Below are 26473 nucleotides of genomic sequence, written 5' to 3'. Positions count from 1 at the left end.
AAGTCTAGCCGTCGGGTTCCGCGGACTGGAGTGCCTTCACATGCTGCAGCGCATGTCAGTTCAGGAACGAAGCAAAACCGGCATGCATCTTGCGTATGTGAAGTGCAGGCTTCGAAACGCAAAGTGCGCGGAACAAGCTCGTCCTCGCGAGCACAACGAGGTTCGATCTCGAGAGGCGCGCATGGCAAAGGGCAGGGCGCAGCCGTCCTTGCATCACGCGTGCGATGAACCCATTGCGCCGTCAGGGCGTATCCGCGCCAGTTGCGGCGCGCCGCGCTGCCCTGGGCTCCAGCCAGTGCCACACCAGGTACATCGCACCGACGGCGAACGCGCCGGCCAGGCTGAAGTACAGGATGCGCGTCACCCATATCCCGGGCTCGCCGGGGCCCGATGTGACCAGGGTTCCGAAAATGCAGAGCATCGCAGTCGTGCCAAACACCAGCGTGGGGACCGACGGACCGCCTTCGGCCACGCGCAGGCCGATCAGGAAAGAAATGATGAACGTGATCAGGCCCAGCGTGACCAGCGTCGGATGGATCAGCAATGTCCAGAACGCAATGAGGCCGATCACACCGCCGATGGCGTTTGCCCCGATCTTTCTTATTGCATAGCTCCGGCTCAGTTGCAGGTCGAAGGTCGCGACCATCAAGACCGTGTTGATGAGCACCGCCAATGCGTGCGCCGGCACGAAAAGGAGAAAAAACAGCATGAGCGGAACCACGATGCCGGTCGCGAGAAGCGCGGTCGCCACGGGTGCAGGATTGCGCGCCGGCGGCGCAGCAGGTTTGGGTGCCGTCCTGCGCGGCCAGATGGCGTAGACCAGCCAGATCGACAGCATGGCCAGTACCATCCCGCGAACCAGCGCCTGCGGCAGTGCAGCGGCTTGGCTCGGATAGGCCAGCGCCACGACCGGAATCGTGGAAAGGCAGACCAGCAGCAGCGTGGCGGGAAGCGTCGCCGCTGGACCACCGGTCAGCAACGCCAGGAAGCCGATGAACAGGAACAGGGTGATCGCGCCGAACAGCACCCACGGCATATCCAGCAGGAGGGTCGACAGCAACCAGGCGAGCGCGGCAGACAGGGTCATCGCCGCGACTATCACCACCCCCAACTTCAGCGGTGGCCGGCCAGGCAGATTGGCCAGCAACGCGCCGGTCAGTATCGCCGTGAGGTATGCCGGTTTCCATGCCATCGCTTCGCAGACGACGAACGACATGCTGATCCCGACCGCAAACCGCAGCGCCGCATGCATACGCTCGACCGCTGCCGCGTCGGCGGGGCCTTTCTCCATTGGCACCGGTCGCGCCATTGGATTACCGCAAGTAGCTCAGCAAGGTGATCGCGCGCATCCATAACCGCGCGATCGGGTTGAAGATGGACCCCTTTTCGGCAAGCACTACGACATTCGCCTGGGCACCGCTGCGGCCGAGCGGCGGCGCGGCTTCGTGGTCGTCCACCGGATCCACGACGATGCGCACGGGGAACTGTTGCGGCTCACGCAGCCAACCGCTCGGCGCCGCGAGATCGGGCAGTTGTCCCGTTGGCACTTCATTCCCCTTCGTCACGCCCCAACCGAGGCTGTCCACGTGCCCTTTGAAGAGGCGGCCGGGAAGCTCGTCGAATGCGACCACCACCTCATCGCCCGGATCGATGTTGCCCAGCTGGTTTTCGCGCATCGCCGCGGTCACCCAGCGTCGGCCGTGTTCGATGAACGTGAGTACCGGCGCGCCACGGCTCACGAACTGTCCGGTCGACAGCCGCAGGTTGGTGATGACGCCGTCGGCCGGTGCCAGCACCGTGGTGTTGTGCAGGTCCAGCTTTGCCTGCTCGACGGCAGCGCGTGCCTGCTTGACCTTGGCGTTGTTGTCCCCGGTTTCGCCGAGTGCGCTGCGCGCGCGCTCCAGTTGGACCTCGGCACGCGTGACGTCAGTGCTGCTCGTGTCCATGGCCGAGCGCGCCCGTATCGCCGTCGTTTCGGACACGGCCTGTTTTTGCCAGAGCCCAATCACGATCCTGCCCAGCTTGTTGTCCGTAGCCAACTCGATGCGTTGCTTGGCCAGGTCTGCCTTGGCATAGGCGACATCGAGTTCGGATACGTCCGCGCCCTGGATGGCGACGGCAAGATTGGCTTCGGCGGTCCGCAGCGCGATTTCAAAAGGCTGCGGGTCGATCCGGAACAGCACCTGGCCCTTGCGCGTGGGTGCGTTGTCCCTGACCTCCACGGCGATCACCTGGCCGCTCACCTGCGGGGCAACCTGTGCGAACGGTGTGTCCACCGAAGCCTGCGCGGTGTACGGCGTGAGCCGGTCGGCGATGACGTGGTAGACGAACAACACCAGCAATGCGATCAGTGCAATCTGGATCACCCGGCGCGCGGGATTCGGGGCAGGGGCGGGGGGCGTTTTTTCCCGCGCACCGTCGGAGGTGGCCCCGGCTTCAGCAGGTGCCGTCTTGTCCCCCGGGATCTCACGCGCGGAAGCCATCATTCATCCTCGTCGGTGCGACGCGGGGCCGGTCCAGGAGCGTGCCCCATTGCCTCATTAACGTGCCTTCTCCGTGCCTGCGGCCGGTGCCGCCGACACGGGCTGTGACGTGGCCATCTCATCCCAGTCGCCTCCCATGGCCCGATACAGCCCCACCATCGCCCGATAGCTGTCGCCCTGCGCACCGCTCAGCGCGAGTTGGGCCGAGAAAAGGCTGCGCTCGGTGTCGAGCACCTCGAGGTAGTCGCTGTAGCCATTGTCGTAACGCAAGCGCGCCAGCTCGACGCCCCGCAGCAACGCGGTCACGCGCCGGTCAAGCGATGCTTCCACTTCCCGGGTGGTGCGCACCGCGACGAGGAAATCGTCGACATCCCGGAACGCGTTTTGGATCGTCGATTCGTAGGCGGCAAGCGCCTGCTCGCGGCGGGCCTCCGCCTGTTGATTGGTGGCCTTGATGCTGCCGCCCGCGAACAGCGGGCCCAGCAGTTGTCCGACGAATGACCAGGTACGCGCCGGCCCGATGAACAAAGAGTCGAGGTCCGCGCTGGCAAAGCCGCCCGTACCGGTCAATGAAATGCTGGGGAAGTACAGTGCACGTGCCACGCCAATCCGCGCATTGGCGGCGGCCAGCTGCTGTTCGGCTTGCAGGATGTCGGGCCGGCGCTCCAGCAGCTCGGCGGGCAGGTCTCCCGGTACCGCCGGCATTCCAAGACTTTTCAGGCTCTTCGCGCGGACGATCGGGCCCGGGTTGCGACCGACCAGCACGGACAGTGCATCCTCCTGTTGTGCGATGACCCGCTCCAACTGCGGGATGGCCGCGAGCGCAAGTTCGTATTCGGCCACGACCTGTTGCATCTCGAAGTCGGAGACCACGCCGCCTTCCAGGCGGGTGCGGAACAGATCCACCGAAGCCTTGCGTCCCGTGACCGTGTCCTGAGACACCTTCAATTGGCGATCGAGGTCGAGCAGATTGATGTAGCCAACCACGATCGAGGACACGAGCGTCAACGCGACGCCGCGGCGTGCGTGGTCCGTGGCGAGCAGGTCAGCGCGGGCAGCTTCGGTATCGCGTCTGATCCGGCCCCAGAGATCCAGTTCCCAACTCGCCGACAGCCCGACGCTATAGCTTTCGCTGACCGGATCGACACCGGATGGAAATGGAGTTGCCCCGCGCGTACTTGCGCGCTGGCGGCTGGCGGCTGCTCCGTAGCCGACCTGGGGATAGGCCTCCCCATGCACGGCGGCCAGGCGCGCGGCGAATTCGTCGACCCGCGCCACCGCGACGCGAAGGTCGCGATTGTTGGCGAGGCCCTCACGCACCAGCGAATCGAGCGCTTCGTCGTGGAAGCCCTGCCACCAGGGGGCGACATCGGCCAAGGTCGAGATCGTCGGTGCCTCCGCCCCCTGGAAGCGGTAGGCGCCCGGTGCATCGATCGTCGGTCGCACGTAATCCGGACCCAGCACGCAACCGGTGCCGGCACACGCGAGGAACGCGATTGCAGCGGCCGGTGCCAAGCGCAGGCTATCAATGCGAATCACGTTTCAGATCGCTCCGAATCGAACCTGGCGGCAAGCTGCGAAGGGGGAGATGGAACATCCCCGGGGGACGCTTCATGCGCCTTTGATAGAACGCGGCAAAGGGCGTGCCATGGCCACGCCGCGAGGCGTGTGAATTAACAATTGGCCTGCGAACCGAGGCTCAACCAGCACCGTAGCCCGAGCCTGACCGGCTTCCAATTGGCCGTTGGACCAACGCGGCTGCCGCTAAAGCGAGAGGTGCGGAAGCTCATGGGCCGGGCCCTTCAGACCAGCTCGGGAACAGCCCACGGGCTCGGAGCGAGGACCGCTGGCTCCAGCGATTGAGGGGCCAGCCACATACGGAATACAGCTAGGGCAGGGCAGTCGTGCCGAGCTGGTTGCCCCTTGAGAGAGTCCCTTTTAGTCGAGATGCGCTGATTGGTCAGTCAGTCGCGTCTCTTCACCGATTGGAGCAGGCAAACGAGAGTGATGGCTGCAACACCAATCCCGGTAACGATTGCATAGAGAGGGGTTAGCGTTGCCTGCACTCCCATGCCAAGAAGCACGGGCACCATTACCGCTGTGACAACCCCGAACAAGACCAGTGAGATGGCGAACCTCACTCGGTATTGGGTGTCCATGCTTCCTCCTAAATCAATCCAGTGAGTACTTGATCGCATACCCGGGTGAGTTGATCGACGGTGTTGTATCGCCACAGAAAGACGGAGGAGCTCCACCGCCGTCTTCAGACTTACCCGCTCTTCGCAGCGCTGCCTAGCTCTAAACCACGAACAAGCGGTTCTTATTTTGAGAACGAGTCTGTGTCGGCTTGCAGGCGATAGTCGGGGCCTCAGCGTTTGCTCGTGACCAAGGAAGAACCCAATGCGTAATCGCAAGGCACTGGCTCGGGCCGTGTTCGCCACCCTGTCGCTGTTGATTTCGGCTTGGATTTACCTCGCCCCGGGCAGCGTCGTCGGGCAGTTCATGAGACTGCTCAAATGGGTAGTCACGGCGGCGTTCGTGCTGTTCGAACTGGCCGTGGCGGCATGGATTTTCCGCTGGGTGTTCCATGAGACCACTGAGCAGAGCGAACGCCGCATCGCCAGCGAACTGCACTGGCTGCCTGACGGGTTGCTGCGTTCGCTGTTGATGGTCGAGGTGCGCGTATGGCTGTACGGCCTGAAGCGCTCACGTCTAAGCCAGTGGGAAGGCGCCAACTTCTCCTATGCCGCGCAGGGCGACAACGCCAACATGCAGCAGATGTTCCTCTGGATGATGTTGGCTGAGCTGGTGATCGCGCACTTCTTCCTGAGCTTCATCCTCAGCGATTTCTGGCGCTGGATTATTTTCTTCCTGACGCTGTATGCCATGTTCTGGATGTTTGCCGAATGGCGTGCCACCACCATGCGGCCGATCTCGATTCGGGATGATGCATTGCATGTGCGCTACGGCGTCCTTCATAGCTTCGTGGTTCCACTCGGCGACATCGAAAGCGTGTCCAGCGCTAGCATCTATGATGTCCAGCGCAACCCGATCAAGTTGGCCGGGTTTGGCTCTCCCAACGTCGCCTTGGTTCTGAATGTTCCAGTACGAACCACGTTTGGCAAACAGACGTCGGCGTTAGCGATCGCAGTCGATCAGCCGAAGCAATTCATGGAGGCTTTGCTGCATGGAATGGCTGTGCTGGAACGCAGCGCTCGGTAGCGACCGCAGGAGTAAGGGAGCGGCGTTTGGTTGCCAATAGCGCGCTGGCAGACCTGGGCGGCGCAGTTGTTTCGGCAGGGCACGAAAGGCCAGGACGGACGATCCTTGGACTCGATCCTTGAGAGGAACGGACCAAGCGGGCACCCCGGTCCCCTCATCCATGACTTCGCATAATGCCTATTATGTAATCGTCAGCCGGGCGGACTTGATGCTGCGGCACCAGTCCATCTGCTCGGTGTCAAGCGCGCCGGCGCATACGTGCTTCAGCCTCTCGGGCTTCGGCGCTTGGGGTCGTCCTCTTCCGACTTCGGTCCTGGCGGCGGCGGGCCATGTTCGCAAAACACAAACATCGTGTTCGCAGAAGCGAGGTGTCCAGAGCCGCGGAGAGCTTGTAAAAAAGCAGCAGTCCCACCGCGTGGTTCCGCTCGGCCCGGGAAGCCCAAGTAGGTAGTTGGGCCGCGTCCATCATCTTCGAGAGCTGAAATGCCAAGGTTCTATTGCGACAACGACTTTCCTCGGTTCTCGTATGACCAAGCGACTCAAAAATTTATGAAGCTCCCTGGTCTTGAGCTACCTGCATCGACGCTCGGAGAGCTTTTGGTTGGTCTAGAGGCCGTATCCGGCATCCGCGTTGTTCCGCACGATCCCCCAAAATATTTCCGCTACTACCCCGCAGGCTCCGCGGAGTTCCATCTAGTTGATGTGCACATAGATCGTGACGGCCTCGTAATCTGCCCCAAACAGGATCTCGCCTTCCTACTTGAGAGTGGAGATACCGTAGAGGCAGGCTCGCTGGAGTGCTAGTGCGAGCTCGGCTTAATTCGGGCGTTGGAGGTCACAAATGAGCTACACCATTGACTTGATAGCCGTGTCACTACCACACAGCAACGATGAGGCATGGCGCCAAATAGAAGTAGGCCTGTCATTAGTGATCGGTCATGTTCAAGAGACCTGCAACGCAACGAACTGACGCCTGGGGAGTGTCCGACCCTCTGATGCGTCGATTCCTCGCGGGCCTGTGCATAGGGATTGCCGTAGGCATCGCCATCGGCAAGCTGGTTGCCTAGCCTAGAAGTCACTCGGATTCGCCTGCCCCGCTCGCCTACGATCACGTCCTGGCAGACTGATGCTGCCCGGGCCCGGCGACTTCCGGGCTGCCCCGCTCATACCCGTCCGGATTCATCGACTGCCAATGCCAGGCGTCCCGGCACATCTCATCGATGTCGAATCGGGCGCGCCAGCCGAGCAGGCGGTTTGCCAATGACGGGTCCGCATAGACCTGGGCCGCGTCGCCCGGGCGCCGCGCCACGATCTCGTACGGGATGTGGCAACCGGACGCCTGTTCGAATGCGTGCACGAGCTCAAGCACGCTGACGCCACGGCCGGTACCCAGGTTGACGGTGAGGTTGGCATCCGAACGCATGAGGTACTCCAGCGCGTCCACGTGGGCCCGGGCCAGGTCCACGACGTGGATGTAGTCCCGGATTCCCGTGCCGTCCGGCGTCGGGTAATCGCCGCCAAAGATGCTCAGCTTGCTGCGACGCCCCGCGGCGACCTGGCAGATGTAGGGCATCAGGTTGTTGGGAACGCCCGTCGGATCCTCGCCGATTAACCCCGAAGGATGCGCGCCCACCGGATTGAAGTAGCGCAGGTTGGCGGCGCGGAACGAAGAGCACGCACGGCACAGGTCGCCGATCAGCTGTTCCATGATCAGCTTGGTGCGGCCATAGGGATTCATCGCGTCCAGCCGCGAGTGTTCGGCGACCGGGACCCGCTCCGGATTGCCGTAGACCGTGGCCGACGAGCTGAACACCAGTCGTTCCACGGATGCCTCCTGCATGGCTTGCAGGAGATTGATTGTGCCGCCGATGTTGTTGTCGAAGTACTCCAGCGGCTTGGCGCAGGATTCGCCCACGGCCTTCATCGCGGCGAAATGCATCACGGCGTGGAACCGGTGCCGGGCGAACAGCCGCGCCACGGCGGTTCTGTTGCGGAGGTCCACCCGCACGCACTCCACCGGGGTACCCATGATGCGTTGCAGGCGCAGCAGCACGCGTGGTGAGCTGTTCGTGAAATTATCGGCGATGACGACCCGGTGCCCCTGTTCCGCCAGGGCGACGCAGGTGTGGCTGCCGATGTAGCCGGCGCCGCCGCACACGAGGATGCACATCGGTGCCTGTTCCGCCATCTGCATCCGCCTCGCTGTCCCGGTTCCAATGAGAACGCGGAATGGCCGCGTGGGCGTCCAGGCTGGAACGCCCCTCCCCCCTTTCCCTGCCCTGCCCCCGGGCCTTGTCCTCGGCATCACACGATTGGCGTTACCAATTGGAGCACTGCCGCCTTCACGCGCGGATCAACCAGGACGTCGACCCAGAGGGGAGGTCTGCTTGGCAAGTAATGCCCCGTTGGCCACGTTGGACCAGGCCCGCATCGCAATCCTTGGACTCGGTTACGTCGGCCTGCCGCTCGCCGCGGCATTCGGCAAGCGTTTCCCGACCGTCGGATTCGACATCGACGCGGCGCGGGTGTCCGAACTCAAGAGCCACCACGACCACACCCGTGAAGTCACGGCCGACAACCTTCGCGAAGCGGCGCTGCTGGAATTCAGCAGCGATCCGTCGGCGCTGGCCGGCTGCAACGTTTTCATAGTGACGGTGCCCACGCCGATCGACGAGTACAAACGCCCCGACCTGCATCCGCTCGAATCGGCGAGCCGCACGGTCGGGCGTGCGATCGGACGCGGCGGCATCGTGGTCTATGAATCGACGGTCTATCCCGGTGCGACCGAGGAGATCTGCGTTCCCATCGTCGAATTCGAATCCGGACTGGTGTTCAACCGGGATTTTTATGCGGGTTACAGCCCCGAGCGCATCAATCCCGGCGACCCGAAGCATCGCCTGGAAACCATCATGAAGGTCACGTCCGGCTCGACACCGGAAGCGGCCGAGTTCGTGGACGGCCTCTACGGCAGCATCATCACCGCCGGAACCCACAAGGCATCCAGCATCCGCGTGGCCGAAGCGGCCAAGGTCATCGAAAACATCCAGCGCGACGTCAACATCGCCCTGATCAACGAACTGGCCCTGATCTTCCATCGGCTCGGCATCGATACGCACGAGGTGCTCGAAGCGGCAGGCACCAAGTGGAATTTCCTGCCTTTCCGCCCCGGCCTCGTCGGCGGGCACTGCATCGGCGTCGATCCCTACTACCTGACCCACAAGGCGCAGCAGATCGGCTACCACCCGGACATGATCCTTGCCGGGCGCCGGATCAACGACGGCATGGGCAGCCATGTCGCGCGCCGGGTGGTCAAGCTCATGCGCCAGCGAAACCAGGACATGACCCGTTCGCGCATCTTGATCCTGGGCCTGGCCTTCAAGGAAAACTGCCCCGACCTGCGCAACACCAAGGTCGTCGACATCATCCGCGAGCTGCATTGCTACAACGCCAAGGTCGACGTCCACGACCCCTGGGTCAACGTCGAGCACGCGCGTGCGGAATATGGCGTGGACCTGATCGCCGAGCCCGCGACCGGCCAATACGACGCGGTGGTGCTCGCCGTGGCGCATGGCGAATTCGTCGCCATGGGGGCGGACCGGATCCGAAGCCTGGGAACGCCCGGTGCGGTCCTGTTCGACGTCAAGCGCGCCTTGCCACGCGCCAGCGTCGACGGATGCCTGTAGCCACATGCGCGTGCTCGTCACCGGTGCGGCAGGTTTCATCGGCGCGAAGCTGAGCGAAGTGCTGCTCGCGCGCGGCGACGAGGTGCTGGGCTTCGACGACCTCAATGCCTACTACGATCCGCGCCTGAAACAGGCTCGACTCGCGCGTCTGCTCCCGCACGCCAACTTCCAGTTCACGCGTGGTTCGCTCGAGGACCGCGTGGCGCTGGACGCCGCCTTCGCCGCGTTCGAACCGCAGCGCGTGGTCAACCTGGCGGCGCAGGCTGGCGTGCGCTACTCGCTCGACAATCCGCAGGCCTATGTCGACAGCAATGTCGTCGGCTTCCTGAACATCCTGGAAGCCTGTCGCCACCGCCAGATCGAACACCTGGTCTATGCATCGTCCAGTTCGGTGTACGGCGCCAACCGCAAGCTTCCCTTCTCGGTCGACGACAGCGTCGATCATCCGGTCAGCATGTATGCCGCGACGAAGAAAGCCAACGAGCTGATGGCGCATACCTACAGCCATCTGTTCGGACTTCCGACCACTGGTCTGCGCTTCTTTACCGTTTACGGCCCATGGGGCCGGCCGGACATGGCGCTGTTCCTGTTTACCCGCAGGATCCTCGCCGGCGAGCCGATCGACGTCTTCAACCACGGGCGCCACAGCCGGGATTTCACCTACATCGACGACATCGTCGAAGGCGTCGTCCGCACCCTCGACCGGATCCCGGCCCCCGACCCGCACCACGACCCGAAGGCGCCCACGCCGGCCAGCTCGAACGCGCCCTATCGGGTCTACAACATCGGCAACCACCAGCCGGTGGAGCTGCTGCGCTACATCGAGGTCCTGGAGCGCTGTCTGGGACGCAAGGCCGAACGGCGGTTGCTGCCCATGCAGCCGGGCGACGTGCCCGACACATGGGCCGACGTCGAGGCCCTGCGCCGGGATGTCGGCTACTCGCCCTCCACCCCGATCGAGGTCGGGGTGGCGCGATTCGTCGACTGGTACCGCGAATATCACGGGGTATGAGGAATGACCTCCTCCCCTGATCAGGTGGCCGGGAGCATTCGCCCTCGGCGTTGTTCAAGAGGGGTCTATTGGAGAATCGCCATGCAACTTGCATCAGCCCTTCGGGCTTTCGGCCTGTCCCTCCTGCTAGCGGGTTGCGCCACCTCGGCGAACCTCTCTTCAGGCGCCCCGCCCCCCGCCGCCCCTGCCGACGACTACCAGATCGGTGTCGACGACATGGTCCAGGTGTCGGTCTGGCGCAATCCGGAGCTGGGCATCACCGCCCCGGTGCGTCCGGACGGGAAGATCTCGGTTCCGCTGGTCGGCGACGTCGTCGCCGGTGGCCGGACTCCCGACGAGGTCGCCAAGGACCTGCAGACCAAGCTGGGCGCCTATGTGCGCGAGCCGCAGGTCACCGTCATCCTCACCGAGCTGCGCAGCCACGAGTACCTGTCCCGCGTCCGGGTCACCGGTGCCGTGCGCACGCCGGTTTCGATCCCGTACCGCCAGGGCATGACCGTGCTGGACGCCGTGCTCGCCGCCGGTGGTGTTACCGAGTTCGCCGCACCTGACCATTCCAGCCTGCACCGCAAGACTGGCAACGGCGCGCAGGCCTACGGCGTGCAACTGGGCAACATCCTCGACAACGGCGACCTCAGCACCAACTACAAGGTCGCCCCCGGCGACGTGATCACTGTTCCGGAGCGCGTACTGTGAACAATGCATACAGGCAACCTGCCTTGCCTGGTCCCGCAGCCGACCGCCTGCCGGCGTTCGCGATGCTGTCCCTCGCGCGCAAGGAATTCCGTCGCTATCTCCTGCCGTTCGCCACCATCTTCGCAGGCATAGCGCTTTTCTTCCTCGCCTGGGGACTGCTCAATCCGCCGACCTACAAGTCGTCGGCGACGGTGCTGGTCCAGGACAACACCCCCATCGCCCCGCTGATGGAAGGACGCACCGCGGCGCCCAGCGAAGCCGCGCGCGCCACCATCTCGCGCGACGTGCTCTTCGGTCATCGCGTCATGGACGAAGTCCTGAAGGCGGGCGGTTGGGATAACGAGAGCCTCAGCCCGGCGGAAAAGGAAAAGCTGGTCGATACCATCACCGGGAATACCGAGGTCGTGGTGACCGAACGCACCCAGGTGCGCTCGACGGATCCGAAGCTGAGCCTGGTCAAGATCACCTACGCCGATTCCGACCCCAAGCGCGCCTACGCTGTTGCCAAGCGCTTTTCGGAAGCTTTGATCGAGCAGGTGCTCGAGTCCAGGGCACAGGCCAGCCAATCCGCGTATCAGTTCATCGATGCACAGGTCGACAAATACCAGGTGGCGCTCGGCGAGGCGGACAAGAAACTGCAGGACTATCGCAGCGTCAATCCGGATGCGGTGCCAGGCGTGGATACCGACGTGGGCGCACGCATCGGCGAACTGCGCCGGGCCGCCGACAACGCCAGCATGGACCTCGCGGACGTCGGTGCCCAGGAGCACCAGTTGATGGGCATGCTGTCCCGCGAAAGCCAGATCACCACGATCTCGCGCTCCACGCAGGCCAATGCACAACTGGGCGCATTGCAGGCTGAAGAAAGCCGACTGCTGCTCAGCTACACGGACCAGCATCCGGATGTGGTCCGGGTACGCAACCAGATCCGCGACCTGCAAGGGCAGGTGCGAGGCGGCCGCATGCGTGGATCCGTCCTGCCAGGCACAAGCCCGACGATGAATCCGGTTTACGAGCAGCTTCGGACGCAACTGGCCGAAGTACGGCGCCAGGGCGCCGCGGCGGCCTCGCGCGTCGCTACCGCCCAGGCCCTGCTGCGTGACGAGCTTGAACGCAGCCGCAGGATCATCGGCTCCGAAGGAACGGTTTCGGCGCTGACCCGTGCGCATGACGTCAACAAGGAAATGTACGAAGACCTGCTCAAGCGGCGCGAAAACGCCCGTGTTTCGATGAGCCTGGATGCGGACGGACGCAGCCTTGGTTTCCAGATCCAGGAACCCGCATCGATCCCGGCGATACCGACTGGCCTGCGCCTGATGCATTTCGCGGTGGCCGGCATTTCGGTCGCGATACTCATCCCGCTGCTGCTCCTGTCGATGCTGGTCAAGCACGATCCCCGCGTGCGACTGCCATTGCAGATCGAACGCGATTCCGGCCTGCCGGTGTTGGGAACCATCCCGCTGCACCTCACGCATGATCAATTCGAGCAGCGCAACAAGCGAACCAGGCTGGGATCGGCCCTGTTCGTCGCCGTGCCGCTGATCTATGGATTGGTGCTCATGCTGAAACTGGTGGACGTCTTATGAATGACTTCAACCACTCGACTGTGAATGCCATGGACAAGATGACTGACGCCGGACATCGAAGCGTCGCGCGGAGGAACGAATCCACCTCGCTGACGCCTGCCCAGTTGGCAGAACGTTCCATCATTCCTTACGTGGATGGGGCCAACAGGCAACTGGTGGACTCGTTCAGGGAGCTGCGCACGCGATTGCTGGCGACCTCGAACGACAACTTCATCACCTTGATCGCGCCGGTCACCGACGGATGCGGGGGGAGCTTCGTCGCCCGCAACCTCGCGCTCGCGATGACGTTCGACCAGTCCAAGAACGCCCTGCTGATCGATTGCAACCTGCGCCATCCATCCCAGGACACATCGATGAAGATCGATACGTCCCGCGGTGGACTGATCAACTATCTCGAGGATCCGGAGGCCGAGGTCGAATCCATGCTTTACAGCACGGGTATCCCGCGCCTGAAGCTGATTCCGGCGGGCCGTTCGTCCTACGGCGAGATGGAGTCTGAATATTTCTCGTCGTTCCGCATGCGCCTGCTGCTGGATTCCCTGCGCAGCAGTTACTCGGATCGTTACATCTTCCTGGACAGCCCGCCGACCCTGGGCGCACCCGATGCGCGCATGTTGTCGGAACTGGCGGACGTTGTGATTCTCGTTGCAGGCTACGCACAAAACACCCCGGCCGATATCGCCGCGGCTGCGGCCAACTTCGATCCCCGCAAGTTCGCCGGCGTGGTCTTCAATGAAAACGCCTGAGCGCCGCAACGGCCGCCCATCCCTGTCCCGGGTGCATGTGCGCCCGACGGCCTTGTGCGTTGCAATCCTGGCCGCTGCGTTCAGCGATGGCGCGGACGCGGCACGCCTCAACTACCGGCTGGAAGGCCTTGGGCTCCACAGCGACAACATCAACCTCAGCGACACAGACGAACAAGCCGAAACCGTGTTCGCACCCCGCCTCGCGTTCGATTTCAAGGAGGAAGGCTCTGCGGTCGAAATCACGGCGCGTGGAGAAATCGAACGGCGCTTCTACAGCGGCAATACATTCGACGACGAAACCCGCAGTGGCTTCGCCGGGCAGCTCAACTGGTCGCTGTTTCCCGAGCGCCTGAACCTGGTCGTCGAGGACTACCTCAGCGAAGAGCCGATCAACTTCCGCGACGGGCGATTTCCCGGCAACCTGCAACAGGTGAACGTCTTCGTCGCGGGGCCGACCTTCTTCGCCCGCTTCGGCGACGCCACGCGCTTGAAACTCGACCTCCGCGGCGCCGATACCTATGCCGAGGAGACGGCCGGGTTCGACAGCAGGCGTTATGGCGGGGCCGCGGCGCTGGAGCACGATATCCGCAGCACGTCGAAGGTCTCGCTCAACCTGGCGTATACGAACGTCGATTTCGACGATTCGGATCCGGCGATTGCGATCGACTACGACCGGGAGGACGCCTTCGTCCGCTACAACGGCAAACTGCGCAACATCGACTATGAACTGGATGGGGGCTATTCGCGCCTGAAGCGCGACCTGGCCAGCGATGAATCGACTGCCATCGGCCGGGCCACCGTCCAATGGCATCCCGACCAGTACAACCGGCTGAGCTTCCGCGCGCGCCATCAGTTCGCCGACGCGGTCCAGGACATCGTCCTCCGGCTGAGGGACTCCGACGAGGTGCTGATCCCCGACCTGATGGCACCGTCGGACTCGCTCGTGACGTCCGGGACCTATCGCCAGAACTACTACGACCTCGATTACCGCTTTTCCGGAGAACGCTTCGGCTTCCGCGCCCGCCCGCTATACAGAAAGTTGCGCTACGTCGACCCGGGGAACAGCGATCGCACCGAGAAGGCCCTGGTGTTCCAGGCCAGTTACCGCCTTCGCCCGAGGATGACCGTAATGCTCGACGGTGCCGAGCGCCGGCGTGAATTCCTGACGCAGGACGAAACCGACCGCGACCACGTCTACGGCCTGGCCCTGGAGTACCAGCTGACCAGGCATTGGGGCTGGCGGGCCGACGTTTTCAAGAACGACCGCGGCTCGGATGTACCCGACGCGCGTTACAAGGAAAACGCGGTGCAATTCAAGGTCTGGTGGCAGCGCTGACATCGGAGCCGGCGAAATGTTAGAGGCACTGCTCTGGAGCGCGATCTTCCTGCTGGGGTACATCTACGTGGGTTATCCGGTCCTGGCGATCGCGATTGCCCGCATCTGGCCACGCCCCGCGCACAAAGGCGCCATCTCTTCCGCGGTCACGGTGATCATCACCGCGTTCAACGAAGAAAAACACATCGAACAGAAGATTCGGAACGTCCTGGAACTCGATTATCCGAACGGCGAGGTCGACATCATCGTCGCGTCGGATGCCTCGAGCGATGCCACGGACCAGATCGTGCTCGCGTTCAATGCCACGAACGTACGCCTGCTGCGGGTGGAAGGACGCCTGGGCAAGACCGCCTGCCAGAACGCCGCTGCCGCGGCTGCTTCAGGGGACATCCTGGTTTTCACCGATGCCACGACCTTGATCGAGACGGACGCCCTGCGGGCGATCTGCGGAAATTTCCATGATCCTTCGGTGGGCTGCGTGGCTGGTCGCCTCACGTATGTCGCGAATAAGGACGATGCCACCGGCAATGGCGGCACGTCCTACTGGAACTACGAAATCATGCTGCGGATGGCGGAGAGCTCGCTGGGCTCGCTGATCGGTGTCTCCGGCTGCCTGTATGCCGTGCGACGCAGCGCCTATCGCGCCATCGCCCCTGAACTGATCAGCGATTTCGTCATTGCGATGGTAGTGCGGGAGCAAGGGCTGCGAACGATTCTCGAGCCGGGCGCGATCTGTTACGAAGAAACCCTCGACCACCCCGATCGCGAACTTTCCATGCGCGTGCGCGTCGGCATGCGCAGCCTGGCCGCGCTTGCCAGCCAGAAGCAGTTCCTGAATCCGTTCCGCTACGGCGTATTTGCCTGGCAGCTGTGGTCGCACAAGCTGCTGCGATATCTGTCGCCGGTGTTCTGGACGGTCGCGTTACTGGCGAACGTGGCGCTGGCACTGCAAGGACGCTACCTATGGTTGCTGACTATGCAGCTGGTGCTGCTGCTGTCGGGACTGCTCGGGTTCGCGTCGCTGCGTGCATTCGGTACGTCGCGCCTGCTCGCCCAACCGTATTACTTCCTGCTGACCAACCTCGCGTCCGCCGTCAGCCTGTTCCGGTTCCTGCGCGGTGAACGCGTCGTGACATGGACTCCTTTACGCTAGAGCGGCGCGCCGTATCGGCAGCTGGCCGTGGATGGCGCCCCGCGACGTTTTTCCCTAGAGCGGGATTGGATCAATGCGAATGCAGTCGACGGAGAACAACTACGCTGCCGGTCCGGATGGCGTCCCGACGCCGGCGCCGCAAGCGCCATGGGCAGAATCGCAGGCCCCGGTGGCCCCCTCCCCGCAGCGCATCCTGTATGTGGTCTCGCAGTTTCCGAGCCTGTCGGAGACCTTCATCGTCCGCGAAATCCAGGCCTTGATCGATCGCGGCGTGGATGTCCGCGTGCTGTCGCTGAAACAGCCAAGGGAACACATCGTCCAACCGCAAGCGGAAGCACTGCTCGATCGCGTCATGCATCCCGCGAGTAGCCTGCAAACGCTCGGCGCTGCATTCGCCACCTTGCTGCACCGGCCGTCGGAGAGCCTGACCTTCCTCGCAATCATGTTGCGCGAGCTGTGGCGCCGGCCTGCCGCACTCGCCAAGAGCATGGCGGCGATCTTCCGCGCGCTGGGCCGCATCGATGAGATCGGTGCGTTCTCCCCGCAGCTCCTGCATGCGTCCTGGGCCACCTATCCGGCGACGGTGGCGTGGTTCCTGTCGCGGGTGCTCGAAGTTCCCTACAGCTTCACCAGTCGTGCGCACGACATCTTCATCGAAGACCACATGATGGCCGGCAAGCTGCAGAGTGCCGCGCTCGCCGTGACGATCACCGAACACAACGTCCGCTTCATGGAGCGTTGGATGCCGGCACCGGGCGCGATCCCAGTACACGTCATCCACTCGTCGCTCAACCTTGCCGAACTTCCGTACGTCCGCACCGGGCGTGATCCGCGGAAGCTGCTCTCCGTCGGCCGACTGGTTCCGATGAAGGGCTTCGACATCCTGCTCAAGTCGCTGGCGGAACTGCGCGATCGCGGCGTCGAATTCCGCTGCACGGTCGTCGGCGAAGGCCCCGAGCGGACACGCCTGGAAAACATGCGCAGTGCACTTGGCCTCGACGCGCTCGTGGAATTCCCGGGAGCGATGCCCCAGGGCGAGGTCACCCGGCACATGACCGACTCCTCACTGATGGTCCTGCCTTGCGTGGTTGCCCCCAATGGGCAGTCCGACGGGATTCCCAATGTCCTGATGGAATCAATGGCAACCGGGTTACCCGTCATCAGCACACGGATATCCGGTATTCCCGAACTGGTCGAGGACGGCGTCAGCGGACGCCTGGTCGCGGCAGGCGACGTGGGAGCCCTGGCCAATGCGGTGCAGGCGCTACTCGACGCGCCCCATCAACGCGAGTCCTTTGCCGAGGCCGGGCGGCGCAAGGTCGAACGCGACTTCGACGTGCGCATCGAGGCCGCACGGTTGCTCAAACACTTCAGGGCGCTGTGCCATGCATGATCGCCGGCGCGTGCTCGTGGTGATCGACAGCATGGAAGTTGGCGGCAGCCAGCGCCAGATCCAGCACCTGCTGGACGGGCTGGACAGGCAGCATTGGGAGCCCGAGCTCGCCTACTTCCGCAGCGACTCGTTCCTGGTCGATGCCATTCGCGCAAGCGGCATCACCGTGCATTGCCTGCCCAAGCGCGGCCGTCTCGACCTGCGTTTCCTTGCCTCCTACGCCCGCCTGCTGCGCGAGAGGAACTATGCGCTCGTGCATGCCTATTCGTTGACGGCCGAGCTGTGGACCCTGCCGGCGCGATTCCTGTCCGGCCTGCGACCGGTGCTCGTGGCGTCCGAACGCAGTTCGGTACGGGACGATCGGCCGGCGTGGTACTGGTGGCTCAAACGCATCGTGCTCGGCCGCAGCGCGGCAGTGATCGCCAATTCCGAAGCAGGCGCGCACTCGACAGCCCAACGCACGCGAATGCCGGCCTCGCTGTTCACCACCATCGCCAACGACGTCGGCCTGCCCACGCCTGTTTCCAGCGAAGAAAAAGCCGCCATGCGCCAATCCATCGGCGCGCCGGAGGGAGACCTTTTTGGTCTCTTCGTCGGGCGCCTGGTTCCGGTCAAGAACCTGGAATGCCTGGTCCGTGCGCTCGCGATGCTCGCGCCCGCACAACGGCCCTGGCTGGCACTGGCTGGCGACGGTCCCTTGCGCGACGAGATAGCCCGGCTTGCCGCGGACCACGGCGTGGCTTCGCGCCTGCGCTTCCTTGGCGAACGGCCAGATGCCACGCAGTTGATGCAGGCAGCGGACTTCCTGGTGCTGCCTTCCCATTTCGAGGGCTTGTCCAACGCCTTGCTCGAAGCCATGGCCGCCGGTTGCCCGGTGATCGCTTCGGCGGTCGGAGGGAGTGTCGAACTGATCGAGCATGGACGCACTGGCCTGCTGTTCCCGAGCGACGATGCCGGTGCGTTCGCCACCCTGATCGCGCGCATGGTCGATCCGGACCTGCGCACGACGCTCGCGCAGGCAGGCAGGCAGCACGTGGAGCAGCACCACAGTCAAGCCGCGCTCGTCGCCGGAACAACGGCGGTCTACGAGCGCTGCCTCCTTGATGCGGGTCCGGCGGCAGTTAGCACGCTGGCACACGCGGACCAGGGCCAATGAAATGAACGCAGGCTGCCGACGCAACGCCAGCCCACCCAATGCGACCGGCATGGCCGGTGAGGTTTGCTGACCCATGCGCCTTCTCTACGCCATCCCCATCGTGCTGCTGCCGAATGCGGCGCACCTGCCGTCCAATGTCGGCGTGTCGGTTTCGGTCGCCGCGATCGTCATCGCCATACTCCTGGGCGATCGCGAGGAGCCCTATCTCGCGCGCGCCAGCTACCTCCTTCCCCCGCTCATCGCGCTGTTCCTGGCGATGCTGATTGCCTTCGTCGCCGCGCAATGGAGCGACTTGTCGAACTTCGGAGCTGACCTGCGCGAAGCCAAGGGCGCGGTGCTCTTTCCATTCCTTTACCTCGCCTACCGGCGATGCGGGCTGGACCTGAAGGGCACCCGGCAGATGATCATGCTGCTGCTGCTGGTGGCCGTCCTTGCCGGGCTCGAAGCCGTTTTTCAAGGGTTGAGCTTCAACCTGGGATCGTTCTCCGACACCGAACGCGCCACCGGTCCATTCGGCCCGATCAACATGGCCAACCGTGCCGGCGTGTTCTATGCCATGTTCCTGCCATTCCTGGTGGCGCTGGTGCTTCAGCCGAACCAGCGCCGATCCGTGCGCCTGGCAGCGATCGCGGGCAGCGCGATCCTGGCCTTTGCAATTCTGTTCACCTACTCACGCCAGGCATACCTGATCGGACTGTTCGGCATGATGATCCTGCTGGCCTGGCGCAGCATTCCTGCCGCGTTGCTGTCTGCCGTGTTGCTGGTGGCGACTGCGGCCAGCTTCCTGCCTTCAAGTGTCGTCGAGCGCGTCCAGGAGACGCAGCAGGTGGATGCCACCGGCGCCGTGACGCTCGATGCCAGCACTTCCAGTCGCTTCGTGATCTGGAACGGCACGATGAACATGCTGCGCGACCATCCGGCCGGCGTGGGATTGGGACGCTTCGACAGGCATATCGGCGATTACACCCCTTATGGACGGCCCAAGGATGCGCACAACGGTTTCGTGCTGACCCTGGCCGAGTGCGGTCCGTTGGGTCTGCTGGCACTGCTGTGGGTGTTCTGGCGGCTATGGAAACTGTCACGATGGCTGCGCCGCTCTCCGGGGGCAGCAAAGCCGGAGTTGCGCACGTTCGAACTGGGCTTCACGTTGGCGGTCATTTCGATGGCCTTGGGCAACATGTATGGCAGCCCGTTCTTCGACAGCGTGATCATGGCCAACTTCTGGGTCCTGTGCGGCTTGATGGAACGTTACGGCCGGATCAAGGCGCACTCCGCCGCGGAGCTAGCCGCAGCCAGCCAATCGGCAACCGCTCCCCTGGTCCCCGTGAGCACGCTTTTTCCGCTCGCCGTGCGCGCAGTGCCGGGGCTCGCCAGGCTCAGGGATGCGCTTCGCTGACATGCATGGGGGAGCGCCGAGAGGGCTCGCTGCGCTCGCTGCGTGCGCATGCGCGGCCATGGCCGCCTGCGCGGCGGATGCGGTCCCGGCGCCCGAACTCTGCCCATCGGGTCGATCGGGCAACTCGGATATCCCGGTCGCATTGGCGTCGCGCAATGCGACGACTTATTACATCCGCAGCGATGGCGGAGACGCCAACCAGTGCGATGGCCGCGCGGATGCCGCCTATCCCGGACACGGCACTGCCCAGGCCTGCGCGTGGAAGAATCCCAGCATCGCCCTGCCCCACTCGGGCCCTGCGCGTATCGAAGGCGGCGACATCCTGCGCATTGCCAGCGGTACCTATCCCATTGGTGAAGACGACTATCTGCAGCCGGTTCCCAGTGGACCGAGCAAGGATGCGCCTACGCGCATCCTGGGCAAGGCGGGGGCGATGCCGAAACTGGTCGGCATCAATGGAGTCCATCGCGTCCTGAACCTCGATGGCAGTTCCAATGTCGAAGTCGGCCACCTCGAGATCACCGACAGGAGCGATTGCGTATACAAGCATTCGAACGCCGCGGCAGCCTGCACCGATGCCATGCCCTGGGCGCGAGTCGGCCTCTACGCCCGCGCCTCCAACAACGTCTGGCTGCATGACCTCAACATCCATGGCATGGCGGCACGGGGGATCAACGCCGGCGACCTGAGCAACTGGACGCTGGAGCGCGTCAAGCTCAACAGGAACGGTACCGCCGGATGGGACGGCAACATCGAAGGCGGAGGTTCCAACTCCGGCAGGATGATCATGCGCAACATCGAGATCGCCTGGAATGGATGCGGTGAACGCGTTGCGACCGGCGAGCCGTGGGCCTGCTGGGCGCAGAAAACCGGCGGCTATGGCGACGGCCTGGGCACGACAAAAACCGGCGGCCAATGGCTGATCGAAGATGCGTATGTCCATCACAACACTTCGGATGGCCTCGATCTGCGTTACATGGATGGCGCCGACGCCACCCGGGTGACGCTGCGCCGCATCCGCGCAATCGCCAATGCCGGCAACCAGGTCAAGGTCAAGGGCAACTCGTTGATCGAGAACTCGGTGATGGTCGGCAGCTGCAGCTTCTTCAGGAACAAGTTCTTCATGACCGATGGCGACCTGTGCCGCTCCGATGGCAGCACGCTGCAGTTGGTGATGACCGGCCACAACACGGCGGTCGTGCGCCGCAATACCCTGTCCGGCGAGGGAGCCGTGCAGATTGGCCACAGCGAGGGCGACACCTCGGACAGGATAGATATCCGCGACAACCTGGTGATTGGTTATCCGCGTTATGGGGATCCCATCCGGCTCTCTGCATTCGATGGCGGCAAGTCAAAGGCAGCCATCAGCTACTCCGGCAACATGGCCTGGAAAGTCGCAGCCTGCCCTGGCGACACGCAGTGCACACAAGACCCGAAGCTGGCCAACATGGCCCTCGGCGCCTTCGATGCAAAACCGCTTACCGGCAGCCCGGCCCATGGCAAAGCCGGTGCCGTGACGTGCGGAAAAGCTGCCGCTCCCTAGCGACGCCACCTCATTCGACCAAACCGCATTCATCGAAGCTGGTCGGAATCCGGCGATCTTTTTCCGTGCTTGTTGGAGCCAGTCGGCGCCAAAAGTTGGCACGATTTAAGCCCGGAATTATCACATGTGACGCACGACACACTTTCCTGACCAGCTCTATCGCGCCTCCGCGAATAGAATCCGCGCGCACGCGTACGCGCGAGAAAACACTGAACAGGCAAAACCCTGTTCATGATTTTGATCTATCGAAATCCCAGCTGAATTTCTCGCGCAATGTCAGGGCGTTGAGCGCCTGAGACGGGCCTGCCGCCCGAACGGGCGGCGAAGTGTGCCGCGTCGCACAAACCCCCCTGTACCCCCTCCGTAGAGTCCGCCTCCTGGTCGAGGGAGGGAGCTCTTGGCCACGCCCCCTTTGTCTTACGGAGACGTGCGTTTTGATGACTGTTCCCAATAATCGCAATCGCAAGCTGTCCAAGCTTTTCCTTTCGCTCATGCTGCCGTCGGTTGGCCTCGCCGCCATCGGTTCCGCACAAGCCACTACCTTTTACGTCCGCGCCGATGGTGGCGATGCGAGCCAGTGCAATGGCCGCTCCGATGCTGCCTATCCGGGCAGCGGCACTGCCCAGGCCTGCGCCTGGAAGAACCCGAATATTGCCATGCCCAATTCGGGCTCCGCGCGCATCGCTGGTGGCGACACCCTGCTGATTGGCGCCGGTTCCTATCAGATCGGCAGCGGCGGCTACATGCAGTCGGTCCCGAGCGGCACCAGCTCGGCCCGGACCAAGATCCTGGGCAAGCCGGGCACGACCCCGAAGCTCATCGGCGTCGGCGGCGTGCATCGCGTGCTCAATCTCGACGGCAGCTCGAATGTCGAACTCGGCAACCTCGAAGTCACCGACAACAGCGACTGCGTCTACAACCATTCCAACGCCTCGGCCGCCTGCACCAGCAGCATGCCGTGGGCGCGCGTGGGCCTGTACGCCCGTGCCTCGAGCAACGTCTGGGTGCACGACGTCAACATCCACGGCATGGCCAAGAACGGCATGAACGCCGGTGGCCTCACCAACTGGACGATGGAGCGCTTCAAGCTCAACAAGAACGGCGCTGCGGGCTGGGACGGCAACATCGGTACCGGTGCGTCCAACTCCGGCAAGATGGTCATGCGCGACATCGAGATCGCGTGGAACGGCTGCGGCGAGAAGGTCTCCACCGGCGCGGTGTGGGCTTGCTGGGCGCAGCAGACCGGCGGCTACGGCGACGGCATGGGCACCACCGAAACCGGCGGCGACTGGCTGATCGAAGATGCGTTCGTGCACCACAACACCTCCGACGGTATCGACCTGCGCTACATGAACGGCGCCGACACCACCCATGTGACCCTGCGTCGCGTGTACTCGGTGGCCAACGCCGGCAACCAGGTCAAGCTCAAGGGCAACTCGCTGATCGAGAACTCGGTTCTCGTCGGCCAGTGCACCTACTTCCGTGGCAAGTTCTACATGACCACGGGCGACCTGTGCCGCGCCTACGGCAGCTCGCTGCTGCTGATCCTCACCGGTAACGACGTCGCGACCGTCCGCCACAACACCATCGCCGGCGAAGGCGATGCGCAGATCGCGTATGGCGAAGGTACGTCCACCGACAAGATCTACATCCAGAACAACATGGTGGTTGGCTTCCCGTACTACGCCGATTCGACCAAGCAGACGCTGATGACTGCTGGCGGCGCCCCGGCGGCGAAGTCCTTCTCCGGCAACATGGGCTGGAAGGTGCGTACCTGCCCGAGCGGCACCACGTGCTCGACCGATCCGAAGTTGACCAATGAGACGCTGGCTGCCTTCGATGCCGAGCCGCTTGCCGGCAGCCCGGTGATCGACAAGGCCCCGATGATCAGTGCGGTCACGACCGACTTCGTCATGGGTGCGCGTCCGACCGGTGCCGCCAACGACGTCGGTGCGTACGAGTACGGCGCAGGCAGCTCGACGCCCACGCCGCCCACCACTCCGCCCACCACGCCCCCGACGACGCCGCCCACCACGCCGACGACCTGCACCCACGCAGCGCCGACGCTGACCTTGACTGGCCCGACCACCGCGGTCGCCGCCGGCACCAAGAACAGCTACGCCGTCAGCGTGAAGAACAACGACAGCGCCGCGTGCAGCAACACCTCGTTTGCCCTGGCTCGTAGCGTTCCGTCGGGTTGGACCGGCACTCTGTCGGCCGCCTCGGTCGTGCTCGCCCCGGGTGCCAGCGGCAGCGCCACGCTCGCCGTGACGTCGCCCACCACCGCCACCGGCAGCAATGCCATCGGCGTGGGCACCAGCAGCACGGTTGGCAGCGCCCACACCGCGAATGCTTCCAGCACCTACTCCGTCGCCGCCGCTTCCGGCCTGACGCAATCGGTGACCTCGAGCAAGAGCAGCTACAAGGCGGGTGAAACGGTTTACCTCACCGCTCGTGTACTGAAGGGTGGCGTGGCTGTCGCGGGAGCGAAGGTGAGCTTCACCGCGCTCAAGCCGAACAAGGTCAACACGATCGAGAAGACCGTGACGACCGACAGCAACGGCTACGCCAAGATGTCGTTCGTGTCCGGCACGGGTTCGAGCTCGATCGGAACCTACTCGGTGACCACGGTGGCGACTTCCGGCAGCCTGACCAAGACGACGACCAGCTCCTTCTCGGTCTACAAGTAATCAGCTGACGAAATAAAACTGCAACACCTCAAAGGGCCCCGGAATCCGGGGCCCTTTTTTTGTTCGGCAGTTACTGCCCCGTTTCACCGACCACGGCGGTCCGCTCGATTCCGTGGCGGCCGCGCCAGCGGTAGTTCACGAGTCCTACCCATTCGTGCAACGCAACTTCGGAATTCGCCAGGCCGCTGGTTCGCGGCACCAGCGCCCAGGGCAATCGCGACGGCAGCCGGCGCAGATCAGTCCCGAGCGGGCACACTTCGAAGCCGGCACTGGTGAAAGCCTCCTGCGCTCTGGCCATGTGGATCCATGACGTCACCAGCACGATCCGGCGCGGCAGGCGCGGCGTCAGTTGCGCGGCCCCGCGCGCATTGCTCCAGGTATCGAAGGAACCTGTTTCCAGCTGCAATGCCGATGCGGATACGCCACGCATACCGGCGTAGGCAGCCATCAGTTCGGCCAGCGGGGGGTTGCCGGTGCCACCCTGGAGCACCAGTCGCCTGCCCTCGCCTTCGCCCCACCAGTCCACAGCGCGATCGATGCGACGCCGACTCGCGAGGTTCAGGGCGGTGTAGTCCATTGCGCTTCGAGGCCGGCCGTCGATGCCTCCGCCCAGTACGACCGCGGTCGATGGCGGCGCCGACCTGCAGCCCGCTGGTTCGGCGAGGGGGCGCTCCAGCGGCCACGACAACATGTTCGCCGCGAGCGGCGTCATCGCTGCCAGTGCGATGACGATCAACAGGCCGCATGCAATGGTCGGCCAGGTTCGTTGCCGGTGATGGCGCCAGGCCCATGGCATGGATACGCACGCGAGCAGCAACCACGCCAGCGGCGATAGCAGCCACGTGACCAAGTCAATCAAACCGCGATCGCAGGGCCCGCATCATCTGGCGAAGCTTGGGATCGAGCGCCAGGACCGGCAGTGCATAGAGGAGCACGAACAGCACGCCACCTGCGAGCAGGCGCATCCAGACGTTGTGCAACCCGAAAAGGTCGGTGCCTCGTGCAACGGCCACCAGCACCGCGCCGCAGGCCAGGGACACCACGACGGAACGCGCGTCGGGAAGGCGCGCCAATCCCTTCGGACAGACCATGAACTGGGCAACGGTCAATGCGCCGTAGGCGATCGCCGTGGCCCACGCAGCACCGATGTATCCAATGCGGGGAATCAGGATGAAGTTCATTGCGATGTTCAGCAGCGCGGCGATGAACGTGATCGTCAACACCTGCATGGTCCGCTTCTTCAGCTGCAGGCCGTAATTGGCTATGTTGAACAACGCGAATGTCGACAGCGTGATACCGACCACGACAAACACTTCGCCCGATGCCGCCTTGTCGGCGCCGCTCAGCGCGACCAGCAGGTCCTGGCCGGATACCAACAGCATCACGATGATCGCGACCACTGCATAGGTCATCGGCAGCAGGACCTGCTCCTTCAGCTCACGGACGGCAACGCTGCCCCCTGTTTCGTACGCGCGCATGACCACCGGCGTGAACGCCTCCGAAAGGGTCGCGTTGATGAAGACGTTGAGTTGCATGGCCAGGGAATAGCCGATGGCATAGATGCCCACTACCGCGAAGTCGCCGGTGATGTGCTTGAGCAATACGCGATCCATGTTGGCCAGGACGCTGGACGCCAACTCGTTGGCCATCAGCGGGAAGCCATACATCATTCCGGTGCGGAAGGCGGCCAGGTCGATCGAATCGCGCGCGACATGCACGTTGCGATACATCCACTGCGCGAGCCAGACCAGCATCAGCGCCGCCGCGATGAGCTTGCCGCCGTACGCAGCCAGTGCGCTGTGCTGTATCAGCACTACTGCCCCAAGCACGAACACCAGCTCGAGCATGCGCGCGATGACGCGTGTCGCCATGAGGATGTCCGAACGCTCGCTGGCGCGAACCACCATCTGCACGATGTTGGTGGCAGCGAGCATGGGAACCAGCATCGCCGCGCACCAGAAGAGCGGCTGGAAACTCCCCCCTCCCAGCCACGTCCAGAGCATGAGGACGACGACAATCAAGGCCCACACCGACCCGGACATCAGCAGGGGCAGGAACACCATGTTGGTGCCGAAGGCCCGCATCCGGACCGGGTCGCCGTCGTAGGGATAGAAGCGCACGATCGCGTGCGGCGTTCCAAACTTGAGCAGCGCCACGCCCAGCAGCATCAAAGTGTCGTAATACCTGAGGATGCCGAACTGGGCATTGTCCAGGTACCGCGTCAGGATCGGGAAAGAGATGAATCCCAGGAGCATCACGACGCCATTCGAGACGAAATAGCGCAGGTAATGCGTACCGATGTCCGGACGTTGCTGGGCTGGCGCCTGCGCGCCCTTGCCGTCGTCCTGGGTGATTTCCGCCTGGCTGTTCATCGTGTG

Annotated in this window: 19 protein-coding genes; 13 read left to right on the top strand and 6 right to left on the bottom strand. The window is 63.8% G+C overall.

Annotated elements, in window-relative coordinates; translation table 11 throughout:
• Window positions 1-241 precede the first annotated feature (241 nt).
• From ACYVGE_RS05660 to ACYVGE_RS05650, 3 genes are all read right to left on the bottom strand, one after another.
• Window positions 242-1252: a DUF2955 domain-containing protein gene (locus ACYVGE_RS05660; protein ID WP_460728420.1), complete on the bottom strand. Its 1011-nt coding sequence runs from the start codon at window positions 1250-1252 to the stop codon at window positions 242-244.
• Window positions 1253-1313: 61 nt separating this feature from the next.
• A complete protein-coding gene (locus ACYVGE_RS05655; protein WP_460727895.1) occupies window positions 1314-2483 on the bottom strand; it encodes an HlyD family secretion protein in 1170 nt (389 codons plus the stop codon).
• A 57-nt stretch (window positions 2484-2540) separates the two neighbouring features.
• Complete coding sequence (locus ACYVGE_RS05650; protein ID WP_460727893.1) at window positions 2541-4022, bottom strand: efflux transporter outer membrane subunit; 1482 nt, start codon at window positions 4020-4022, stop codon at window positions 2541-2543.
• An 861-nt stretch (window positions 4023-4883) separates the two neighbouring features.
• Here ACYVGE_RS05650 and ACYVGE_RS05645 point away from each other — a divergent pair.
• Window positions 4884-5705, top strand: a complete 822-nt coding sequence (locus ACYVGE_RS05645; protein ID WP_460727891.1) for a hypothetical protein — start codon at window positions 4884-4886, stop codon at window positions 5703-5705.
• Between the two features lie 1108 nt (window positions 5706-6813).
• On the opposite strand, the gene galE is transcribed toward ACYVGE_RS05645, so the two are convergent.
• Window positions 6814-7875 (bottom strand): UDP-glucose 4-epimerase GalE, encoded by a 1062-nt coding sequence (gene galE, locus ACYVGE_RS05640; protein ID WP_460728418.1) that lies wholly within the window; start codon window positions 7873-7875, stop codon window positions 6814-6816.
• Window positions 7876-8110: 235 nt separating this feature from the next.
• Between galE and ACYVGE_RS05635 the strand changes: the two genes are divergently transcribed.
• The 12 genes from ACYVGE_RS05635 to ACYVGE_RS05580 all read left to right on the top strand — a co-directional run bounded on the left by ACYVGE_RS05635 (window position 8111) and on the right by ACYVGE_RS05580 (window position 24095).
• Window positions 8111-9388 carry a nucleotide sugar dehydrogenase gene (locus ACYVGE_RS05635; RefSeq protein WP_460728416.1) on the top strand — a complete coding sequence of 426 codons (1278 nt, stop codon included), beginning with the start codon at window positions 8111-8113 and terminating at the stop codon, window positions 9386-9388.
• A gap of 4 nt (window positions 9389-9392) precedes the next feature.
• Window positions 9393-10400 (top strand): NAD-dependent epimerase, encoded by a 1008-nt coding sequence (locus tag ACYVGE_RS05630; protein ID WP_460727888.1) that lies wholly within the window; start codon window positions 9393-9395, stop codon window positions 10398-10400.
• Window positions 10401-10481: 81 nt separating this feature from the next.
• Window positions 10482-11096 (top strand): XrtA/PEP-CTERM system exopolysaccharide export protein, encoded by a 615-nt coding sequence (locus ACYVGE_RS05625; RefSeq protein WP_460727886.1) that lies wholly within the window; start codon window positions 10482-10484, stop codon window positions 11094-11096.
• Window positions 11097-11119: 23 nt separating this feature from the next.
• Complete coding sequence (locus ACYVGE_RS05620; RefSeq protein WP_460727884.1) at window positions 11120-12682, top strand: XrtA system polysaccharide chain length determinant; 1563 nt, start codon at window positions 11120-11122, stop codon at window positions 12680-12682.
• Window positions 12679-13428: a P-loop NTPase family protein gene (locus tag ACYVGE_RS05615; protein WP_460727882.1), complete on the top strand. Its 750-nt coding sequence runs from the start codon at window positions 12679-12681 to the stop codon at window positions 13426-13428. The genes ACYVGE_RS05620 and ACYVGE_RS05615 overlap by 4 nt, the downstream gene beginning before the upstream one ends.
• Window positions 13415-14764 (top strand): outer membrane beta-barrel protein, encoded by a 1350-nt coding sequence (locus ACYVGE_RS05610; protein WP_460727880.1) that lies wholly within the window; start codon window positions 13415-13417, stop codon window positions 14762-14764. Before ACYVGE_RS05615 ends, ACYVGE_RS05610 begins: the two co-directional genes overlap by 14 nt.
• Window positions 14703-15917 (top strand): glycosyltransferase family 2 protein, encoded by a 1215-nt coding sequence (locus ACYVGE_RS05605; RefSeq protein ID WP_460727878.1) that lies wholly within the window; start codon window positions 14703-14705, stop codon window positions 15915-15917. The genes ACYVGE_RS05610 and ACYVGE_RS05605 overlap by 62 nt, the downstream gene beginning before the upstream one ends.
• 73 nt (window positions 15918-15990) lie before the next feature.
• Window positions 15991-17310 (top strand): glycosyltransferase, encoded by a 1320-nt coding sequence (locus ACYVGE_RS05600; RefSeq protein WP_460727876.1) that lies wholly within the window; start codon window positions 15991-15993, stop codon window positions 17308-17310.
• Complete coding sequence (locus tag ACYVGE_RS05595) at window positions 17303-18466, top strand: glycosyltransferase (RefSeq protein WP_460727874.1); 1164 nt, start codon at window positions 17303-17305, stop codon at window positions 18464-18466. The genes ACYVGE_RS05600 and ACYVGE_RS05595 overlap by 8 nt, the downstream gene beginning before the upstream one ends.
• A 73-nt stretch (window positions 18467-18539) precedes the next feature.
• Entirely contained in the window at window positions 18540-19862 is a 1323-nt protein-coding gene (locus ACYVGE_RS05590; RefSeq protein WP_460727872.1) for an O-antigen ligase family protein, read from the top strand.
• A gap of 58 nt (window positions 19863-19920) precedes the next feature.
• Window positions 19921-21405 (top strand): hypothetical protein, encoded by a 1485-nt coding sequence (locus ACYVGE_RS05585; RefSeq protein WP_460727870.1) that lies wholly within the window; start codon window positions 19921-19923, stop codon window positions 21403-21405.
• A 437-nt stretch (window positions 21406-21842) separates the two neighbouring features.
• On the top strand, window positions 21843-24095 hold the full coding sequence (locus ACYVGE_RS05580) for a choice-of-anchor Q domain-containing protein (protein ID WP_460727868.1): 2253 nt from the start codon (window positions 21843-21845) through the stop codon (window positions 24093-24095).
• 70 nt (window positions 24096-24165) lie between these two features.
• Here the strand turns inward: ACYVGE_RS05580 and ACYVGE_RS05575 are convergent, their stop codons facing one another.
• Together ACYVGE_RS05575 and ACYVGE_RS05570 are read right to left on the bottom strand one after the other, a co-directional pair.
• Entirely contained in the window at window positions 24166-24954 is a 789-nt protein-coding gene (locus tag ACYVGE_RS05575) for a YdcF family protein (protein ID WP_460727866.1), read from the bottom strand.
• Window positions 24947-26467 carry an oligosaccharide flippase family protein gene (locus tag ACYVGE_RS05570; RefSeq protein ID WP_460727864.1) on the bottom strand — a complete coding sequence of 507 codons (1521 nt, stop codon included), beginning with the start codon at window positions 26465-26467 and terminating at the stop codon, window positions 24947-24949. Before ACYVGE_RS05570 ends, ACYVGE_RS05575 begins: the two co-directional genes overlap by 8 nt.
• Window positions 26468-26473 lie beyond the last annotated feature (6 nt).

It is taken from the genome of Lysobacter rhizosphaerae (assembly GCF_054779795.1).
This window is presented reverse-complemented; position numbering and strand designations above follow the sequence as displayed.

What these genes read in the sequence shown, in the direction of transcription:
- ACYVGE_RS05590 (WP_460727872.1), top strand. Translation starts at nt 18,540, where the DNA reads ATGCGCCTTCTCTACGCCATCCCCATCGTGCTGCTGCCGAATGCGGCG.
- ACYVGE_RS05645 (WP_460727891.1), top strand. Translation starts at nt 4,884, where the DNA reads ATGCGTAATCGCAAGGCACTGGCTCGGGCCGTGTTCGCCACCCTGTCG.
- galE (WP_460728418.1), bottom strand. Translation starts at nt 7,875, where the DNA reads ATGTGCATCCTCGTGTGCGGCGGCGCCGGCTACATCGGCAGCCACACC.
- ACYVGE_RS05625 (WP_460727886.1), top strand. Translation starts at nt 10,482, where the DNA reads ATGCAACTTGCATCAGCCCTTCGGGCTTTCGGCCTGTCCCTCCTGCTA.
- ACYVGE_RS05655 (WP_460727895.1), bottom strand. Translation starts at nt 2,483, where the DNA reads ATGGCTTCCGCGCGTGAGATCCCGGGGGACAAGACGGCACCTGCTGAA.
- ACYVGE_RS05615 (WP_460727882.1), top strand. Translation starts at nt 12,679, where the DNA reads ATGAATGACTTCAACCACTCGACTGTGAATGCCATGGACAAGATGACT.
- ACYVGE_RS05610 (WP_460727880.1), top strand. Translation starts at nt 13,415, where the DNA reads ATGAAAACGCCTGAGCGCCGCAACGGCCGCCCATCCCTGTCCCGGGTG.
- ACYVGE_RS05585 (WP_460727870.1), top strand. Translation starts at nt 19,921, where the DNA reads ATGGCCGCCTGCGCGGCGGATGCGGTCCCGGCGCCCGAACTCTGCCCA.
- ACYVGE_RS05570 (WP_460727864.1), bottom strand. Translation starts at nt 26,467, where the DNA reads ATGAACAGCCAGGCGGAAATCACCCAGGACGACGGCAAGGGCGCGCAG.
- ACYVGE_RS05660 (WP_460728420.1), bottom strand. Translation starts at nt 1,252, where the DNA reads ATGCATGCGGCGCTGCGGTTTGCGGTCGGGATCAGCATGTCGTTCGTC.
- ACYVGE_RS05600 (WP_460727876.1), top strand. Translation starts at nt 15,991, where the DNA reads ATGCGAATGCAGTCGACGGAGAACAACTACGCTGCCGGTCCGGATGGC.
- ACYVGE_RS05630 (WP_460727888.1), top strand. Translation starts at nt 9,393, where the DNA reads ATGCGCGTGCTCGTCACCGGTGCGGCAGGTTTCATCGGCGCGAAGCTG.
- ACYVGE_RS05595 (WP_460727874.1), top strand. Translation starts at nt 17,303, where the DNA reads ATGCATGATCGCCGGCGCGTGCTCGTGGTGATCGACAGCATGGAAGTT.
- ACYVGE_RS05580 (WP_460727868.1), top strand. Translation starts at nt 21,843, where the DNA reads ATGACTGTTCCCAATAATCGCAATCGCAAGCTGTCCAAGCTTTTCCTT.
- ACYVGE_RS05605 (WP_460727878.1), top strand. Translation starts at nt 14,703, where the DNA reads ATGTACCCGACGCGCGTTACAAGGAAAACGCGGTGCAATTCAAGGTCT.